General features: G+C 39.6%; 15 protein-coding genes and 1 riboswitch. Of the genes, 11 read left to right on the forward strand and 4 right to left on the reverse strand.

The annotated features are described in order from the left end of the window. Positions 1–313: 313 nt before the first annotated feature. Together accD and accA are read left to right on the forward strand one after the other, a co-directional pair. Complete coding sequence (gene accD, locus PYW30_RS02885; protein ID WP_042218823.1) at positions 314–1,180, forward strand: acetyl-CoA carboxylase, carboxyltransferase subunit beta; 867 nt, start codon at positions 314–316, stop codon at positions 1,178–1,180. Then, on the forward strand, positions 1,173–1,928 hold the full coding sequence (gene accA, locus PYW30_RS02890; protein ID WP_017370793.1) for an acetyl-CoA carboxylase carboxyl transferase subunit alpha: 756 nt from the start codon (positions 1,173–1,175) through the stop codon (positions 1,926–1,928). The genes accD and accA overlap by 8 nt, the downstream gene beginning before the upstream one ends. 60 nt (positions 1,929–1,988) lie before the next feature. Here the strand turns inward: accA and PYW30_RS02895 are convergent, their stop codons facing one another. Beyond that, a complete protein-coding gene (locus tag PYW30_RS02895; RefSeq protein WP_004258767.1) occupies positions 1,989–2,231 on the reverse strand; it encodes a GlsB/YeaQ/YmgE family stress response membrane protein in 243 nt (80 codons plus the stop codon). Between the two features lie 143 nt (positions 2,232–2,374). Here PYW30_RS02895 and PYW30_RS02900 point away from each other — a divergent pair, with 143 nt between their 5' ends. Then, positions 2,375–2,725 carry an arsenate reductase family protein gene (locus PYW30_RS02900; protein WP_004258764.1) on the forward strand — a complete coding sequence of 117 codons (351 nt, stop codon included), beginning with the start codon at positions 2,375–2,377 and terminating at the stop codon, positions 2,723–2,725. A gap of 30 nt (positions 2,726–2,755) precedes the next feature. Here PYW30_RS02900 and PYW30_RS02905 read toward each other — a convergent pair whose 3' ends face one another. Next, the gene (locus PYW30_RS02905; protein WP_023889018.1) at positions 2,756–3,616 is read right to left on the reverse strand and encodes an exodeoxyribonuclease III; all 861 of its coding nucleotides are present in this window, start codon (positions 3,614–3,616) and stop codon (positions 2,756–2,758) included. A gap of 229 nt (positions 3,617–3,845) precedes the next feature. Between PYW30_RS02905 and metG the strand changes: the two genes are divergently transcribed. Then, positions 3,846–5,834 carry a methionine--tRNA ligase gene (gene metG, locus PYW30_RS02910; RefSeq protein ID WP_042218821.1) on the forward strand — a complete coding sequence of 663 codons (1,989 nt, stop codon included), beginning with the start codon at positions 3,846–3,848 and terminating at the stop codon, positions 5,832–5,834. Positions 5,835–5,866: 32 nt separating this feature from the next. Here metG and PYW30_RS02915 read toward each other — a convergent pair whose 3' ends face one another. After that, positions 5,867–6,712, reverse strand: a complete 846-nt coding sequence (locus PYW30_RS02915) for an SDR family NAD(P)-dependent oxidoreductase (RefSeq protein ID WP_004258752.1) — start codon at positions 6,710–6,712, stop codon at positions 5,867–5,869. A gap of 130 nt (positions 6,713–6,842) precedes the next feature. Here PYW30_RS02915 and PYW30_RS02920 point away from each other — a divergent pair, with 130 nt between their 5' ends. From PYW30_RS02920 to PYW30_RS02930, 3 genes are all read left to right on the forward strand, one after another. Beyond that, entirely contained in the window at positions 6,843–7,082 is a 240-nt protein-coding gene (locus PYW30_RS02920; protein ID WP_004258747.1) for a DUF2829 domain-containing protein, read from the forward strand. Then, a complete protein-coding gene (locus tag PYW30_RS02925; RefSeq protein WP_019299864.1) occupies positions 7,075–7,794 on the forward strand; it encodes a 3-oxoacyl-ACP reductase in 720 nt (239 codons plus the stop codon). Before PYW30_RS02920 ends, PYW30_RS02925 begins: the two co-directional genes overlap by 8 nt. 64 nt (positions 7,795–7,858) lie before the next feature. Continuing rightward, a riboswitch (PreQ1 riboswitch) is annotated at positions 7,859–7,964 on the forward strand. Next, positions 7,962–8,471: a QueT transporter family protein gene (locus PYW30_RS02930; protein ID WP_004258738.1), complete on the forward strand. Its 510-nt coding sequence runs from the start codon at positions 7,962–7,964 to the stop codon at positions 8,469–8,471. (Overlaps the previous riboswitch by 3 nt.) A gap of 53 nt (positions 8,472–8,524) precedes the next feature. Here PYW30_RS02930 and PYW30_RS02935 read toward each other — a convergent pair whose 3' ends face one another. After that, complete coding sequence (locus PYW30_RS02935; protein WP_014024426.1) at positions 8,525–9,310, reverse strand: Cof-type HAD-IIB family hydrolase; 786 nt, start codon at positions 9,308–9,310, stop codon at positions 8,525–8,527. 152 nt (positions 9,311–9,462) lie between these two features. Between PYW30_RS02935 and PYW30_RS02940 the strand changes: the two genes are divergently transcribed. The 4 genes from PYW30_RS02940 to holA all read left to right on the forward strand — a co-directional run bounded on the left by PYW30_RS02940 (position 9,463) and on the right by holA (position 14,278). Continuing rightward, positions 9,463–10,245: an ankyrin repeat domain-containing protein gene (locus PYW30_RS02940; protein WP_042218814.1), complete on the forward strand. Its 783-nt coding sequence runs from the start codon at positions 9,463–9,465 to the stop codon at positions 10,243–10,245. 118 nt (positions 10,246–10,363) lie between these two features. Beyond that, positions 10,364–10,789 (forward strand): universal stress protein, encoded by a 426-nt coding sequence (locus PYW30_RS02945; RefSeq protein ID WP_004258727.1) that lies wholly within the window; start codon positions 10,364–10,366, stop codon positions 10,787–10,789. A gap of 127 nt (positions 10,790–10,916) precedes the next feature. Beyond that, a complete protein-coding gene (locus tag PYW30_RS02950; protein WP_004258725.1) occupies positions 10,917–13,280 on the forward strand; it encodes a DNA translocase FtsK in 2,364 nt (787 codons plus the stop codon). Then, positions 13,277–14,278, forward strand: a complete 1,002-nt coding sequence (gene holA, locus PYW30_RS02955; protein WP_042218811.1) for a DNA polymerase III subunit delta — start codon at positions 13,277–13,279, stop codon at positions 14,276–14,278. The genes PYW30_RS02950 and holA overlap by 4 nt, the downstream gene beginning before the upstream one ends. Positions 14,279–14,329: the final 51 nt, after the last annotated feature.

The following is a 14,329-nucleotide window of genomic DNA, read 5'->3' on the forward strand; positions in this document are numbered from 1 at the left end:
AAAAACTCCTTTCTTTCTTGATGAGAAATATAGATCTAAATCTTGTATTTTAATAGAACTAAACTCTTCATATTATAACATAGTTTGAAAGAGGTAAAGGAAGAGAGGATGAAATTTCGAGTAAATAAACAAGAGTATGTTCTTATATAATTGCACCATTTTTGGACACTTATCTAGTTCTTGACGAATTTAATTTTTGCGTGTATAATTATATAATTAGACAATTAAAATAAAATGAACGCCAGCAGATAGATATCTGCTTAAAGACGTTCGTGATCAAGATGTAAAAAATTTTGATACAAAGGAGAAATAATTGGCTCTCTTTCAAAAGAAAAAATATATTAAAATTAACCCTAATCGTTCAACTGTTCAGGGAGAAATGACGAAGCCCGAAGTGCCTGACGAGCTTTTTGCGAAATGTCCGGCCTGCAAACACAGTATTTACAGCCAAGACCTTGGTGCAAGCAAAATCTGTCCGCATTGTAGCTATAACTTCCGAATTACTGCGCCAGAACGTTTGAAGCTTTTAGTTGATTCAGACTCATTTACAGAAATGTTCACTGGAATTGAAAGCAAAAATCCATTGGATTTTCCAAACTATGCTGAAAAGCTTGCGGCGACAAAGGAGAAGACCGGTTTGGATGAAGCTGTAATGACGGGGACAGCATTGATTAAAGGCCAAAAAGTGGCTTTAGCAATCATGGATTCAACTTTTATTATGGCTTCTATGGGGACTGTTGTCGGGGAAAAAATTACGCGACTTTTTGAAATGGCGACTGCTGAACAACTTCCAGTGGTTATTTTTACGGCTTCGGGTGGTGCACGTATGCAAGAAGGAATTATGTCTTTGATGCAGATGGCAAAAATCTCAGCAGCTGTCAAGAAGTATTCTAATGCAGGATTACTCTACATTACAGTATTAACGGATCCGACAACAGGCGGAGTAACAGCTTCTTTTGCCATGCTTGGCGATATTATCTTGGCTGAACCTCAGTCCTTGATTGGATTTGCAGGGCGACGTGTGATTGAACAGACAGTGCGACAAACGCTGCCTGATGATTTCCAAAAAGCAGAATTTCTCTTGAAACATGGCTTTGTCGATGCGATTGTTAAACGTCAAGAAATGCGTGAGAAATTAGCCTTACTCTTGAAATTTCACGGAGGTGTAAAAAATGTCTGATATAGCAGAAATTATTAATAAAGCACGTGCTAACGACCGCGTCTCAGTACGGGAAATTATTTCAGAAATTTTTACGGACTTTTTTGAACTTCATGGCGATCGTCAGTTTACAGATGACGAAGCCATTGTTGGGGGGATAGCGACTTTTCAAGATAGAGCTGTGACCGTCATTGGTATTCAAAAAGGAAAAAATCTTGAAGAAAATTTAGCAACCAACTTTGGTCAGCCGAGTCCTAATGGCTACCGAAAAGCCTTGCGATTAATGAAACAAGCAGAAAAGTTTAAGCGTCCAATCATTACTTTTGTCAATACAGCCGGAGCTTATCCCGGGATTGAAGCGGAAGAACGTGGGCAGGGTGAAGCGATTGCGCGCAACCTTTTTGAGATGTCCGATTTGAAAGTACCAGTTTTAACTTTTATCACTGGTGAGGGTGGCTCTGGAGGAGCTTTAGCTTTAGCAGTCGCAAACAAAGTCTATATGTTGGAAAATGCGATGTATTCGGTTCTTTCTCCAGAAGGTTTTGCAACGATTTTGTGGAAAGATGGCTCACGTCGTGATGAAGCAGCCGATTTGATGAAAATAAAAGCTGAAGATCAGCTCGAAATGGGTATCATTGAGGGCGTTGTGCAAGAAGAACACCTCATGGAAAACTTGAAAGCAATTATTGAAAAAGAACTCAATAACTTGGCACAACTTTCTGAGGACGAGCTTCAAGAAAGCCGCTACCAACGTTTTAGAAAATATTAATTTTAGACAAGCAAGGATAATTGCTTGTTTTTTTGTAAAAAAAAACGCTCATAGAACGTTTTAATCATCTTTTTTCCCAAATAAGGCAGAAGCTACAAGTACGACAATGATTGCACCAACGATTGAAGGGATTAAGGACATGCCAGCCAATTGGGGTCCCCAGTTTCCTAAAAGCTTTTGTCCGACAAACGAACCTAAAAGTCCTGCCACGATATTTGCAATACAGCCCATACTTGAGCCTTTTGATGTAATTGCTCCAGCGGCCATACCAATAAGAGCACCAACAATAAGTGACCAAATCATAAAATTATCTCCTTAATTTATATTCTTATCTTATTTTAACATAATATTTATTTTCTTTAAAATTACATCGTCCTTTAAAAGTAATAAATACGAGCAGTTTGGCTCTAGTTTTTGTTAAAATAGAGAACAAGGGAGGATGACAAATGTACGACTTTTATGAATATCCTAAATGTTCAACTTGCCGTAAGGCAAAGGCGACTTTGGATAATTTAGATATTGATTATAAAGCTATCGATATTAAGCTAAACCCACCAACAGCTGAGCAATTTGAAAAATGGTTTGCAGAGGTCCCTGTTAAAAAGTTTTTCAACACCAGTGGCTTGGTTTATCGTGAGATGGGTTTAAAAGATAAACTGGCGGATTTAAATGAGCATGAAGCAGCAGAACTCTTAGCTTCCAATGGGATGCTGGTTAAGCGCCCACTGATGGTTAAAGACGATAAAATTGTTTTGATAGGTTTCAAGGAAGAAGCATATCAAGCGCTGGCTCAATAAGAAAGAAAAGCACGACAGAAGTCGTGCTTTTTAGATATTGATTTCTAAAACGATGGGCACGTGATCTTGACGGGCACCTGAATCCAAGGGTTCTGCGCGTGTAATCTGCTCGGCTATACGGTCAGAAACAAGCCAATAATCGATTCTCCAGCCAGAATTATTGATTTTGGCTGTACGAGAACGTTGAGCAAACCATGTGTAGATACTGCGGTCTGGCGCGTAATAACTTTCTACATTGCCGTGAATTTTACGGAAACTATCTGTAAATCCAGCGGCTAATAAAAGACCAAATTTTTCACGTTCTTGATCGGTAAAGCCGGCAGAATTACGGTTTCCTTTAGGGTTGGCAAGGTCTATCTCAGTGTAAGCAGCGTTAAAGTCACCACATGCTAAGACCGGTTTTTGGAGGTCAAGCATCTGCAAGTAGGCACGATATTGATCATCCCATTGCCCACGTAAATCCAAGCGATTAAGACCATCACCCGCATTTGGGGTGTAGACTGTCGTGATGAAAAACTCGGGGAATTCTAAGGTGATGATACGACCTTCGCTATCCATGGGCTCTGGTGCTCCGATTTCAGGCATGGTGATGATTGGCTCAGGCAAACTTTTCTTATAAAGAAACATCGTTCCTGAGTAACCTTTACGTGCAGGTGGTGTACTGATACGATGAACAATTTCATAGTCTGGGAAATGGCTAGCTAAAACATCGAATACTTTGTTTGTTTTTTTGAGGTCGCCATTGAGCTTGGTTTCTTGAATAGCGATAACATCTGCTTCAGCTGAGGCAAGCTGTTCAACCACAGCCATCGAAAGAGCTGCACGATCACTAGTCCCCGTCAATGCTGCGTTCAACGAATCAATATTCCATGAGATAAATTTGTAAGTCATAATAAAATCCTTTTGTCTTTATTAGCTTAATTATAACATACCTTATCGGTTGGCAATCAACAAGGGAAACTGTGAGTAAATTTATTTTAGCGAAAAATCAGTAAATCTTATTTAGAATAAGAATTACTTGAAAAGGATATGCTATAATAGAAACAAGGCTTTTTTCAATCTACAATTGGAAAAATACTAATCAAGTGGCTTTCATTAGGGCACGAATTAGGAGAAAAAAATGACTGAAAACAAAAACTTTTATATCACAACGCCGATTTATTATCCTTCAGGGAAATTACATCTCGGCTCAAGCTACACTACAATTGCTTGTGATGTTCTCGCACGTTACAAACGTTTGATGGGCTTTGATACGTTTTATTTAACAGGTCTTGATGAACATGGCATGAAAATTCAACGTAAGGCTGAAGAGTTGGGAATGACACCCAAAGAATATTTGGACCCAATGGCGGAAGATGTTAAAGAACTGTGGAAAATGTTGGATATTTCTTATGACAAATTTATCCGTACAACAGATAAATATCATGAAGAAGCCGTTCAAAAGGCGTTTGAACAACTTCTGGCACAAGATGATATCTACTTGGATAAATATGCGGGGTGGTATTCTGTTTCTGATGAAGAGTTCTTTACTGAAACACAGTTGGAAGAAGTTTACCATGATGCAGACGGGAAAGTAATAGGTGGTAAAGCGCCATCAGGTCACGAAGTGGAATGGGTCGAAGAAGAGTCGTATTTCTTCCGTATGAGCAAGTATGCGGACTGGCTCTTAAGTTATTACGAATCACATCCAGATTTTATCCAACCTGAGATTCGTAAAAATGAGATGATTAACAATTTCATCAAACCGGGCTTGGAAGACTTAGCTGTAAGCCGTACGACCTTCACTTGGGGTATCCCTGTGAAGTCCAATCCGAAACACGTGGTTTATGTTTGGCTTGATGCATTGCTTAACTATGTGACTGCCTTAGGCTATGGTTCAGATGATACCAGCAAACTGGATAAATTCTGGCCGGGTGTGAATATGGTCGGAAAAGAAATCGTACGTTTCCACACCATTTACTGGCCAATCATGCTTCATGCTTTGGGCATGCAACCTCCTAAACAAGTCTTCGGTCATGGCTGGTTGGTGATGAAAGACGGTAAAATGTCCAAATCTAAAGGAAATGTCGTTTATCCTGATATGTTGGTTAATCGTTATGGTTTAGACCCTGTACGTTATTACCTCATGCGCGCATTGCCTTTTGGTTCTGATGGTGTCTTTTCACCAGAAGACTTTATCGACCGTATTAACTATGATTTGGCAAATGACCTCGGCAACCTCCTCAATCGTACAGTCGCTATGGTCAACAAATACAATGATGGCGTTCTGGTTAAGAATGATGCAACAACAGAATTTGATGCTGCCTTGGAAACAGTCCTTGCTGAAACTTTGGAAAAATTCCACACCGCTATGGATAAATTTGAATTCAATGTTGCTTTAAATGAAGTTTGGGTTCTTATCTCACGTACAAATAAATACATTGATGAAACAGCGCCTTGGGTTCTTGCAAAATCAGAAGATGACAAAGACAAGCTTAATAATGTGCTTTATCATTTAGCAGAAAATCTTCGTGTTGTTGCGGCACTCTTGCAACCTTTCATGCGTGCAACAAGCAAGAAAATTTTTGGTCAATTAGGCTTAACTGAAGAAGAGTTCTCTTTAGAAGATTTAGCTTTCGGTTACGAATTTACGCATAAAGTTGTAGAAAAAGGTGAACCTGTCTTCCCTCGTTTGGATAAGGAAGAAGAAGTGGAATACATCAAGTTACAGATGGCTGGTGGAAAGCTTCCTGAAAAAGAATGGGTACCAGAGGATGTTAAACTCAATCTCACTTTACCAGAAATTAAGTTTGATGATTTTGAAAAGATTGAATTGAAAGTTGCTGAAGTTTTGGAAGTCAGCCGTGTTGAGGGTTCAGATCGTCTGCTTCGCTTCAAATTAGATGCAGGTGACGAAGAACCACGTCAAATCTTGTCAGGGATTGCAGAATTTTATCCTAACGAGCAAGACTTCGTCGGTAAAAAATTACAAATCGTGGCGAATTTGAAACCACGTAAAATGATGAAGAAATATGTCAGTCAAGGGATGATTCTCTCCGCTGAATTTGATGGCAAGTTGCGCGTGCTCGAAGCACCTGCTGATGTACCTGCCGGTTCATTAATTGGGTAATAAAAATAGAGAGCAAGATATGCTCTCTATTTTTATTTTTTACGTTTGCCCATTTGTTTCAATCCGAAATTAAAAAATTTAATATAAAGTTTAGGGTGCGCACGTGCTGTGTGTACCATCATACGGTCCATAAATGAATGATAATAACGGGCTTGAGCTTTCTTATCTGTTGCAGCCTTATAAAAAACTTGTGCCAAATCCGCCGAAGTAGCTGAACTCCCAAAGTTGCTACTGAGAGCTGCACGCACAGTTTGAACTAAAGGTTGGTAAGGGCTGTTGGGGTGAAGATTTTTTTCGGCATTTTCCATAGCGATGGTGCTCCAGTTGGAAGCAGTACCGCCGGGTTGTACAACGATAGATCGAATACCGAAAGCTTTAACTTCCGTATCAAGAACATCAGACCATTGTTGCAAGGCTGCTTTCGTCGCATGATAAAAAGCACCTAGAGGCATGTAGACATCTCCACCAATACTTGAAATATTAACGATTCGTCCAAACTGTTGTTGACGCATGACAGGAAGAACCAGCTGTGTCAATTCTACAGCCCCAAAGAAATTCGTCTCAAATTGCTTGCGGATATTTTCCATGGGAATTTCTTCAGCTGGACCATACTCACCATAGCCGGCATTATTGATCAACACATCGATTCGTCCTGCATGATCGATGACATGTTGGACAAAGTTGTGATTGCTTTTGCTATCCGTAACATCAAGTTTTAGGGCGATAATCCCCTCATCAGTTGGAATTTTTTCAACACGACGTGCGCCAGCATAAACCTGCCAGCCACGTTGAGCAAAAGTTTTGGCAGCTTCATAACCCATGCCGTTTGATGCACCGGTGATGATAACGATTTTTTGATTATTTTCTGTATTTTTCATAGCTTCATTCTAGTTGAAGCACGGCTTCTTGTCAAGCTGAAACAAAAAATGATAAAATAAAGAACAAAATGTTAAAATTAAAACACTACAAATATAAGAAGAGAGACTCCGTTTCAGAAAGGGATTAAAGATGACATTTGAAGAAATTCTTCCAGAACTTAAAGCTGGTAAAAAAATAGTACGCACAGGATGGGGAGGCGCCGAAAACTATGTGGCCTTGTATGACAGTATTACACTTGATAACGGTGAAAAGCTGCAAGTTACACCTTACTTTCTAATCAATGTCACAGGCGAAGGCGAAGGCTTTAGCATGTGGGCCCCTACACCTTGTGACGTATTAGCGACAGACTGGATTCTAGTGAATGACTAATCAAAAATTTAAAGGAAAAAAGGTTCTTGTAACAGGAGCTGCTAGCGGTATTGGTCAAGCACAAGCTCAAGCCTTTATGCAAGCAGGCGCAGAAGTTATTGGTGTGGACTTACAAAAATTCACTGCGGATTTTAAAAGCATTATCTGTGATGTTTCCTGCCCTGAACAGGTGGCACAATTGGCAACTCAGGTAGGTAAAGTGGATATTTTACTCAACACTGCCGGTCAACTGGACGGCTATCGTACGATGGAAGACACGGACTTTTCACTTTGGAAAAAAATTCTAACCACCAATCTTGACAGTATGTTCCTCATGACTTCTGCCTTTTTGCCTCAAATGAAAAAACAAAAGTCTGGTGTAATCATCAACATGGCTTCAGTTGCTGGTTTAGTTGCCGGTGGTGGAGGCATTGCCTATACAGCAAGCAAACATGCTATTGTTGGTTTTACAAAGCAACTTGCTCTAGATGAAGCGCCGCATGGTATCCAAGTTGCAGGTATAGCTCCTGGCGCCATTGATACACCGATGAACGCCAAGGATTTTACTGAAAATAATGGTGAAATGGCAAAATGGGTAGCAGAAGAAACACCAGCAAAGCGTTGGGCAAAACCTCAAGAAGTTGCTGATTTGACTCTTTTTCTAGCCAGTCCAGAAAGTTCCTATTTGACGGGGGCAGTGGTTCCCATTGATGGCGGTTGGACAATTAAATAAAAACTCATTCTTTCAAAGATGAGTTTTTTTATATTCCAGAGAAGTCTTTTCATTCTTCCAGAAAATTGATATAATATACAAGTTGCAATTTATCAGCAATCCTCAGGACTTTTAACCTTTGCCTGAGCATATTACAGGCGGTATTCAGCCGCTAAAGGAGAAAAAAATTGAAAAAATCTACTGTTTACGACATGGTGACAATTGCCATTGTTGCTGCTCTTTACGTTGTCCTTACGATGACGCCGCCACTCAACGCCATTTCATATGGTCCTATGCAATTTAGAATTTCAGAAATGCTTAACTTTACCGCTTTCTTTAATAAAAAATATATTATTGCTGTGACTATTGGATGTATGATTTCGAACTTCCTCAGTTTTACTTGGATTGATGTTATCGTAGGTGGCCTGTCAACGCTTATCTTCTTGACTTTAGGAGTGATGCTTTTTGAACGCTATATGAAACAGTATTTTTTCAATGGTCAACTCAATAAAGCCTTTTTCTACTTTGCAATATTTTTCTCAATCAGTATGGTCACTATCGCTTTGGAAATGCACTTTCTTTTCGGAATGCCTTTCTTCTGGACCTGGTTTACATTAGCTGTAGGTGAATTTGCAAGTTTGCTTATTGGGGCAATTATTATGGACAAGCTGGGCAAGCGTATTGATTTGACCAGATAAATAAGAAAATAAAAAAAGCAGTGTGTCTAGAGGACGCTCTGCTTTTTTAGTGTCTAAATAAAGTTCCAATGTTTAAAGGCATTAACAATACCTTGTTCAGTATTTTTAGTGCTGATAAAATCAGCGATTTCTTTGAGTTCAGGCACTGCATTTCCCATAGCTGTACCGTGGTCGGCAGCAGCTAAAAGATGGAGGTCATTTCGTCCGTCCCCGAAAGCATAAGTCTCTCCCTTAAAGTTAAGAACATCCTTGACATGTGTAATTCCTGTGCCTTTGTTGGTCGAGATATTTGTAATGTCTATTGAGGTAGGAGCATTCATAAAGAAATTAAGTTCGGGCATCTGTGCTTTGTAATAATCCACTTGTGACAGCTTATCGGTGAGGAGTAAAAGCATGTTGACCTCCTCGGTTTTGTAGCCTTCGGGGTCAATCTCAGGAAGCGGCATATGTGTATAAGCATAGGCTTCACGGACAAAATCCGTATGACGATCTACCCAATAGCCTTCTTTACCATAAAAGGCCAATGCTTCGTCTTGTTCAATCGCTAACGTGTGTAATTTTTCAATATTTTCAATTGAAATAGGATCCTTGTATATCGTTTGACCATCTAAAACAATATACTGTCCATTCATAGCAACAGCACCGGTGATGCCAGTAGCCTCCATGATATTGTCAAGTTCAAAATGTCCACGCCCTGTGGCAATGAAAGGAAGGACACCATTCCGCCGAATTTCGTGGATAGCGTCGATGACATCAGTATCTAGTTGGCTCTGGCTGTTAAGTAAAGTTCCATCAAGGTCAAAAAAGGCTAAGGCCTTGTAAGCGTTTATATTTTCCATAAGTTCATTGTATCACAATAGAGGATGTTATTGTTAATAATCTTATTTTCGAAAGTTCTATACTGAATTATTTCAAAACTACCCTGAAAGTTATAAGTCAGAATTTTTTAAATAATATACGATAAATGTTAAGATGGGCATATAAGCATAGAATGAAACGAAAGGATGTGTTTGTTTTGAGAAAATATTTGCTTCTCTCTGGACTAGCCCTTGTTCTCTTAGGAGGCTGTTCCAAACAAGACAATCCAAGTGCTCGGGAAGCCAAAGCTAAACAAAGCAGTGCGATTTCGACTTCACAAAAGGAAGCATCCACAAACGAAAAGGCAACTTCGAAAAAAGAGGAGGTCAAACCGATGAAAGTTCTAGAGGCTGTAACAGAAAAGAAGAATTTATCTGAAATTGAAAAAAGTATCAAAGCTGGTCAGTCAGATATTAATGAAAGAAATGCAAAGGGAGAATCGCCTTTACTTATCGCGACACATGAAAATAACGTTGCCCTCGCTCAGTTATTGATAGATAATGGAGCAGATGTTAATTTACAAGACCATATTCAAGATTCGCCTTACCTTTATGCAGCGGCCCAAGGTAAAACCGAAATCCTGCGGTATATTTTACAACACAGTAAACCTAATCAAAAAGTCTATAACCGCTTTGGAGGAAATGCTTTAATTCCAGCAGCTGAAAAAGGGCATTTAGAAAACGTAAAATTGTTATTAAAAGATGGTCGAGTTGATATTGATCATCAAAACAATTATGGGTACACAGCACTGATTGAAGCAGTTGCTTTGAGAGATGGTTCAGTACACTATCAAGAAATCGTGAAGACCCTCTTGCAATATAAAGCAAACCCTGAATTACGAGACAACAATAATTTAACAGCCTTAGATTATGCCAAACAGCTCGGCTATTCAGGTATGATAGATTTATTAAGCTAAATAATAGGAATGCAAACCGGTTCAATGAGAAAAAAGTGATAAAAAACGAAAATTTTAAACTTTTTATTGGACTTTAATATGAAAATATCTTATAATAAAGAAAAAGGAGGCGTTTACAATGAGAGAAAATTACAAAAATATTTTAGTCGCAGTAGATGGATCTGACCAAGCCAATCAGGCTATCCAAGAAGCAATTGAGATTTCTAAAAGAAACCAAGCATCTTTGTTTGTCGTACATGCTAAAGATGTAGCACAACTTTATGGTACAGCTTACATCATGCCAGCCGTTTTGGAAGAAGCAGAAAAACAATCCGCAGAAATCCTTGATGAAGCTGGGAAACTTATTGGTGACAAAGTTGAGTACAAAGCTTTCCAAGTGAGTGGTTCTCCTAAAAAAGAAATCGTTGACTTTGCTGAGGAAAATGATATTGACTTGATCGTTATGGGTTCAACAGGTAAAGGCGCTATTGACCGTGTACTTGTAGGCTCAACTGCAAGTTATGTTGTTAACCATGCACCATGTAATGTTATGGTTGTAAAATAATAAAGTAAGACAAAAGTCGAAAGCAAAAGCTTTCGGCTTTTTCATGTCTTAAAAGCCAGTATTGAAAGATAAGCCTGTAAAATGTTACAATAAAGAGTAATATTAAGTTTTAGAACAGAGAAATAACATGCCCGCAAAAAGAAAAACAAAAAGTAAATCAAAACCAAAAGCGAAGCGTTCAACAGCAAAGAAAACACAGGCTAAAAAGTCAAATACTAAATTTTGGACGGCGAATAAAAAAATGGCGGCTTTTTTTGGGAGCTTAATTGTCATTTTATTTGCTTTAGCACGTTTGGGCTTGTTTGGTGTCTTTTTATATAATGTCACCCGACTGGCTGTAGGAACATTAGCAATCACCTTTTTATTAATCGTTTTATTCATTATGTTTATGGCGGTTTTCAAAAAGGATTTCTTCCGTGAAAATAAACGCTTCCTACCTGGACTCGCTCTCTTTTTCTTTGGACTTCTTCTTGTTTTTCATGCGCGATTTGATGCCCTTACTCCCAACAAAAATGCTTTAGTTTTAGCGATGTCTGATCTGAAAAAAGGACAGGTGACACATTTTCTCGGGGGTGGTTTTTTAGGAGATGTGTTTTTTGGCCCAGCCAAAGCCCTCTTTTCCGTAATAGGCGTTTATATCATTGTGGCCATTTTGTGGCTTGTCGCATTGTATCTTATGGCACCTGCTTTGCTTGCACGCCTACGTATTTTTCTTAAAAGAAATATTAGCGAAACACGTACGCGTATGGCAGACCGTGCGGAAGCTAAACGTGCAGCCGCCCTTTTAGAAGAGAAAGCCAGAGCTCAGGAAGAAGCTGAAAGAAACTTACGTGCGATGGAAACAGAAGAAGTGCCTCTCCCAAGCGAACCCGTGTTTGAAGAAAATGCAGCTGCCGACTTTTCCGACATTCCTATAGCTATTGCTGATACGCCAGCATCCCCTACACAAGAAACAGAAACCATGCAACCGCAAGACGAAACGGAGGACGACCAAGAGCCAATCAGTTTTGAACGTTCGGTTGACAATGAGTTTTATCAACTTCCGACGATTGATTTATTGGAGGAAATTCCAACAAAAAACCAAGCGGGAGAACGAGAAAATGTCCGCAAGAACATTCAAATCCTAGAGCGAACATTGGAATCCTTCAAGATTTCAGCGACAGTTGAATCCGCTGTTGTAGGGCCATCTGTTACCAAGTACGAAATTAAGTTAGCTACTGGGGTTAAAGTTTCGCGTGTCGTCAACTTATCAGATGATTTAGCTTTAGCACTTGCTGCAAAGGATGTGCGGATTGAGGCACCGATACCTGGGAAATCCTTGATCGGTATCGAAATTCCTAACAGCGAAGTTGCGACCGTTGGCTTCCGAGAACTTTGGGAAAATGCCCAACCCAAAACGAACAGCTTACTTGAGCTGCCTTTAGGAAAAGCTTTAGATGGTACGATTCGTACCTTTGATATGACACGTATGCCTCACTTACTTGTAGCGGGTTCTACAGGTTCAGGGAAGTCGGTCGCTGTAAATGGGATTATCACCTCTATCCTGATGAAAGCTCTGCCCAGTGAAGTTAAATTCTTGATGGTCGATCCTAAAATGGTGGAACTTTCTGTATATAATGATATCCCTCACCTCCTTATTCCTGTGGTAACGAATCCACGTAAAGCCTCACGTGCCTTACAAAAAGTGGTAGATGAGATGGAAAACCGCTACGAGCTCTTTAGTCAAGCAGGAGTACGTAATATTGCAGGTTATAATGAAAAAATAGAAAAATACAATGCCCAGTCGAATGAAAAATATCAAACATTGCCATTGATTGTGGTCATTGTCGATGAACTCTCCGACTTGATGATGGTAGCCAGCAAGGAAGTTGAAGACGCGATTATCCGCCTTGGTCAAAAAGCACGTGCAGCGGGTATCCATATGATTTTAGCAACGCAACGTCCATCCGTGGATGTCATTTCTGGCCTGATCAAGGCCAATGTGCCTTCACGTGTCGCTTTTGCCGTATCCAGTGGGACGGATTCTCGTACAATTATTGATACAAATGGTGCAGAAAAACTCTTGGGACGTGGGGATATGCTCTTTAAACCCATTGATGAAAATCATCCGGTACGTTTACAAGGCGCCTTCTTATCAGATGCTGATGTTGAGTCGGTAGTGAGCTTTATTAAAAATCAATCTCAAGCGGACTATGATGAAAGCTTTGACCCAGGTGAAGCGGAGGAAGACAGCAGCCGTGGGACAGCAGCGCCATCAAATTCAGCTGATCCACTGTTTGAAGAAGCACGTAATATGGTTATTTCCGCTCAAAAAGCTTCGACAGCTCAATTGCAGCGTGCGCTTAAAGTCGGTTTCAACCGTGCTTCCGATCTGATGAATGAACTGGAGGCAGCAGGTATTGTCGGACCAGCCAAAGGTACAACACCACGAAAAGTTCTCGTTACCAAAGATGGAGAGTTTTTAGAAGGACAGGAGTTTGACGAAGCATGAGCGCTTTTGAAGAATTAGAAAAAATAAAAAAAGCAGGTTTGCCTCAAATATTGGTGCTTTACGGTGAGGAAGAGGACCTTGTCCAGGAACTAAAAAGTCGACTGTTAAATGATGTTCATTTTGACAGTACAGATTTAGGCCAAGCTTATTTTGACTTGAATAGTGCCAATGCGAATCTTGCCTTGGAAGAGCTAGAGAGTCTGCCTTTCTTTGTGGAGCAAAAGCTGGTTATTTTAGAAAACCTTACCAATCTTAAAACAGTAAAAAAAGCTGTTTTTGATGAAAAACAGACGGCACGATTTGAAAATTTTTTGAACGATCCTGTCGAAACGACACAGCTGATTCTTATCTTACATGGGAAGTTAGACAGTCGACTGAAACTTACGAAAAAGCTAAAGACACAAGCCACTTTATTAGAAGCACAGGAACTGAAACCTCAAGAGTTAAGTCGCGTCTTTGCAGATACAGGCCTTTCTGGCAATATTCTTCAAAGAGTATTTGAAAAATCAAATTTTTCTTTTCCAGTCATCAAGCAAAATATCGCCTTGTTAAAAACATATGTGGGAGAAAGAGAAATCACTCTTGATGATGTCGAAAAAGTGGTTCCTAAATCGCTCCAAGATAATATTTTTCTGCTGACCGACTTGATTTTGAAGAGTGAGGTGAATCAAGCACGTGATTTAGTGCATGATTTGACGTTGCAAGGTGAGGAGTTAATCAAGATATTAGTTATCTTGACAAATTCCTTCCGGCTTTATTATCAGGTAAAACTGATGCAAAATAAAGGATGGAATGAACAGAAACAAACGTCTTATCTTAAAATTCATCCCTACCGTGTGAAGCTCGCAAACCAGCAAGTACGCAACATGCAGGAAAGCTTTCTGGCGCAAGCTCTATTGTCCCTCATTGAGCTTGATTATAAAATAAAAAGTTCAGGAGTAGATGCAAATTATTTGTTTGATTTAGCCTTGATTAAGTTAGCTTTGAAAGACTTATAATAAGCCGTTTCTCCGGAGAATTTACCGTGGAGAATTGACTTGAAAAATAAA

It is taken from the genome of Lactococcus garvieae subsp. garvieae, from assembly GCF_029024465.1.
GTDB lineage: Bacteria > Bacillota > Bacilli > Lactobacillales > Streptococcaceae > Lactococcus > Lactococcus garvieae.